This is a genomic window from Pseudomonas sp. AGC41, from assembly GCF_057334555.1.
Genome location: NZ_JBHFJB010000131.1, coordinates 8,663 through 12,756 on the forward strand (window position 1 = coordinate 8,663; position 4,094 = coordinate 12,756).

Genomic DNA, 4,094 nt, shown 5'->3' on the forward strand with positions numbered 1-4,094 from the left:
CCGGCTACCACGGTGCCGTCACCGCCGGCGTCGGCCCTGGCAGCACCGTCTACATCGCCGGCGCCGGCCCGGTTGGCCTGGCCGCCGCCGCTTCCGCCCGCCTGCTGGGTGCTGCGGTAGTGATCATCGGCGACGTCAACCCGGTCCGCCTGGCCCACGCCAAGGCCCAGGGTTTCGAAATCGCCGACCTGTCCCAGGACACCCCGCTGCACGAACAGATCGCCGCGCTGCTGGGCGAACCGGAAGTCGACTGCGCCGTCGACGCGGTCGGCTTCGAAGCCCGCGGCCACGGCCATGACGGCGTCAAGCACGAAGCCCCGGCCACCGTGCTCAACTCATTGATGGGCGTGGTCCGCGTGGCCGGCAAGATCGGTATCCCTGGCCTGTACGTCACCGAAGATCCAGGCGCAGTCGATGCCGCGGCAAAAATGGGCAGCCTGAGCATCCGCTTCGGCCTGGGCTGGGCCAAATCCCACAGCTTCCACACCGGCCAGACCCCAGTGATGAAGTACAACCGCCAACTGATGCAGGCGATCATGTGGGACCGCATCAACATTGCTGAAATCGTTGGCGTGCAGGTGATCAGCCTGGATGACGCGCCGAAGGGTTATGGCGAGTTTGATGCGGGTGTGCCGAAGAAGTTTGTGATTGATCCGCATAAGTTGTTTAGTGCGGCGTGAGGTTGGGCCTGTAGTAATTAAAGGCGGCAGTGAGATGCCGCCCCTTTTATGTGCTCGCGGCGTTTTCGAGGCGGGCAGAGTCAGTCAGGTGCATAAAACGCATGTCGTCTTCCTGAATTATCATGCCGCGGCAACTCGGTGAAGAAGGCATCCTCCCTCGCCTCAGTGCGACGGATAAGAAGAGTCTTCAATACGTCTTTTTTTTGTTGATAAGCTTTTGCCATCTGGATTGCGTGAGCAGGAATGAATCCATTCATGTGACCCCGTGCTGCGGATTTGACACTATCTATTGAGGCTTCTCCTAGTTCCGGTTTGAAGAGGGGGACAGGTGACTTGGTAGTCGAATAGATTTCTTGTTTCATGGCCCGTGATGTCTTAGCAAGCGAGGCCATGTCCGATCCGGGTAAATAGCTGAAGATTTCAGCATAGACAACTTTTACTCCCTTGATCTTTTCAAACGCTCCAAGGGGTGTTCTATAGCGTTGAGCTGTCCTTAGCCCGATAAGGTTTAGTAAACCTTTCCATACGTTGGGGAAATGCCCAGAGGGATCGGCCTTGTTCACCGGATCTCCAGTGCAATACGCATAAGCATTTACCCCACCCTTGCCAAACGGACTCAAACTGTCCGGACTGTTGAACCGCATCAGCACCGGGTTGAATGCGCGGTATCCATTGCCCAGTAAATAATGTCCGGTCACTGGGTCGGGTCGTTCTCCATTGAAGCCGAGCAGGCTGAGCAGGCCGCTTCCCTGAGGGCGGTGACCGTAGGGCGTGTAGGCAATGGGATGGGGTTGTGTTGCGTCGAGCATCTGTAAAACAGAACGCTGCTGATCCGTGGCGAGCAATGTGGTCTCGCAGGTCTCATCTTTGCGCTGCTGCTGGGCCAACAACTGGTCGTCATGCTGGAAAATCGATCGCTCTATCGAGCCTTGAATCTCTGAGGCCAGGCGTTGCTTCAAGTAGAAGCGCTGGGTGCTGGCCTGAGACGCTGGCGTGCAATCTGCCAGGCGATCAAGGGGATCGTAGTGATAACGGCAAAGTAGCGTTTCGTCTGTAGAAGACATGGGCATCGCTCTTAATAAAAGAATCTCGGAAGCAGTTATCAGGCTCGGGCAGATGCAAAGGGTTGTCTAGCTAGCAGAAGTGTTAGGTTTGACTGCCCAATCGGCCGGCTTCCAACCCATACACATTCAAACGTGAGAGCGGCTTGGTTCCCTTATCGATTTGGCTATCCGGTTAGGACCATCAGGCATAGGGATGGTAGTCGAGGGGGAGGGCGCGGGGAGCTTCGGCGTCTTTGTCTCCGGTATCTGGACGGGCACTTTTTCTTTCTTTGGAAATCCGAGGATATTCCTCACGTTACTTTTTATCTTGTTCCATAGTGGGGCGGCTTTTCGCGCGGTGTGTAGCGCGAGCAGGCCGCGGGTAGCGGCTCCTCCTATCAACGCTGCCGTGCCTGCGGCCGAAACATAGGCACCAATCGGGCTGCCTGCAAGTTGCACGGCTGCCCCCGCTAAAGTACCTGCGGAGCCTGACAGGCTGACACGGGTGGCCCACAGCGCGGCGCCCTTCGCTCGGGGTCCTGCAATCATGGCCATAGGAGTTATGAGATGCAGCCCAATGGTTAAAATGCGTTGGATCGTAGTCATTATCGGTAGCGCGAACTCGCCTGTCGGGTCCGTGTAATTAACAGGATTTCCCAAGCATAGGCATAAGCGTTTATTCCACCTTTATCGAATGGGCTGCGCCTGTCCGGGCTGTTGAACCGTATCAACACCGGATTGAACGCCCGATACCCATTGCCCAATAAATAATGCCCGGTCACCGGGTCCGGCCGTTCGCCGGTGAAGCCCAGCAGGCTGAGCAAACCGCCTTCCGGGGAGCGATGGCCGTAGGGTGTGTAGGCGAAGGAATGAGGCGGCGTCGCATCCTGTGCGTTCAATACCGAGCGTTGTTGATCGGTGGCGAGCAAGGTTGTTTCTACTGTGGCGCTCTGGCGCTGTTGTTGCGCCAACAGCTGATCGTCGTGCTGAAAGATTGAGTGCTGCACCCAAGCCTTGTATCTCGGTGGCCAAGCGGCTTTTCTGATAGAAGCGCTGGGTGCTCACCTTCGCCGAGAGCGTGCAAGCGACCAGACGATCCAGTGGGTCGTAGTGGTAGCGGCAGAGCAGGGCTTCGCGGTTCGCTGGCATGATAGATCACCCCAAGATCGTTCAAGACCCATTAGTGTAGGAACTCCAAATAACGAGTTCTGGATTACTCCAGTTGAACGCGAACGCGATTGGGGGTGTGACTATCCATATACTATCTCTCTGATTTCTTTCGATAATAGGGAAGGGGTAAATTCAGTACTTTTTGAACGTGCACTGTGCAGAAAAGCTCGCTTATTGTCAGTCGTATTGAATCGAGTCAGAAAGTCACGGCTTTGGGGTCCGCTGTTCAACGTGTCGCGTAGCGAAGGAGGAAGTTCCAGTTTTTTTATAATTGAAACGTCATTGGGGCTGAGCTTTCCAACCACGAGATCAGTAAGTTTCGGTACACCGTTCGTTGGCATATTGATAGTGGTCCTTGCGATCGCTTTCAATGCGCGGATATCACGCGTGAGCTGGATGGTGTTAAACGCCATTTTAACGGACTTATACCCGGCTACGAATCCGCCCGTTATTAACACTGGAGCGACGGCGGAAGCTGGATAGGCTGCCGCTGCATATCCAGCCGCCATACCCGCTCCTCCCAGAAGAGTCCCTACAGTACGGCTTCCTTTTGTTATTACATTCAAGCTAAACCCTAAAGTGGATACGAGCGTCGTCGCAAGGGCGCCGAAAGCAGTAAAGAGTACGAAATGTCCTGTCGGATCAATCCGATTTACCGGATCCCCCAGACAATACGCATACGCATTCAATCCACCCTTCCCAAACGGACTCAAACTGTCCGGGCTGTTAAACCGCATCAACACCGGATTGAAGGCCCGGTACCCATTGCCCAGCAGATAGTGCCCGGTCACCGGGTCGGGTCGTTCTCCATTGAAGCCGAGCAGGCTGAGCAGGCCGCTTTCCTGAAGGCGATGACCGTAGGCCGTGTAAACAAGGGGATGGGGTTGCTCTGCGTAGAGCACCTGCAAAACAGAACGCTGCTGATCGGTGGCGAGCAATGCAGTCTCGCTGGTCTCATCTTTCCATTGCTGCTGGGCCAACAACTGGTCGTCATGCTGGAAAATCGATCGCTGTATCGAGCCTTGAATCTCTGAGGTCAGGCGTTGCTTCAAGTAGAAGCGCTGGGTGCTGGCCTGAGACGCTGCCGTGCAATCCGCCAGGCGATCAAGGGGGTCGTAGTGATAGTGGCAGAGTAGCGTTTCGTCTGTAGAAGGCATGGGCATCGCTCTGAATCAAGAAACTCCGGACGCAGATCATGCTT

Annotated in this window: 4 protein-coding genes; 1 reads left to right on the forward strand and 3 read right to left on the reverse strand. The window is 55.7% G+C overall.

Annotated elements, in window-relative coordinates:
* The coding region (locus ACE04F_RS21855; protein ID WP_486109886.1) for an MDR/zinc-dependent alcohol dehydrogenase-like family protein at positions 1-680 on the forward strand (680 nt) is incomplete at its 5' end.
* A gap of 80 nt (positions 681-760) precedes the next feature.
* Here the strand turns inward: ACE04F_RS21855 and ACE04F_RS21860 are convergent.
* The 3 genes from ACE04F_RS21860 to ACE04F_RS21870 all read right to left on the reverse strand — a co-directional run bounded on the left by ACE04F_RS21860 (position 761) and on the right by ACE04F_RS21870 (position 4,050).
* Positions 761-1,744, reverse strand: coding sequence for an RHS repeat-associated core domain-containing protein (locus ACE04F_RS21860; protein WP_486109887.1), 984 nt, complete (start codon positions 1,742-1,744; stop codon positions 761-763).
* A 584-nt stretch (positions 1,745-2,328) separates the two neighbouring features.
* Positions 2,329-2,694, reverse strand: coding sequence for an RHS repeat-associated core domain-containing protein (locus tag ACE04F_RS21865; protein ID WP_486109888.1), 366 nt, complete (start codon positions 2,692-2,694; stop codon positions 2,329-2,331).
* Positions 2,695-2,973: 279 nt separating this feature from the next.
* Positions 2,974-4,050 carry an RHS repeat-associated core domain-containing protein gene (locus ACE04F_RS21870; protein WP_486109889.1) on the reverse strand — a complete coding sequence of 359 codons (1,077 nt, stop codon included), beginning with the start codon at positions 4,048-4,050 and terminating at the stop codon, positions 2,974-2,976.
* Between the last annotated feature and the right edge of the window lie 44 nt (positions 4,051-4,094).

Excerpts from the sequence above, each read along its gene's own strand:
- ACE04F_RS21860 (WP_486109887.1), bottom strand. The coding sequence starts at position 1,744 with ATGTCTTCTACAGACGAAACGCTACTTTGCCGTTATCACTACGATCCC.
- ACE04F_RS21870 (WP_486109889.1), bottom strand. The coding sequence starts at position 4,050 with ATGCCTTCTACAGACGAAACGCTACTCTGCCACTATCACTACGACCCC.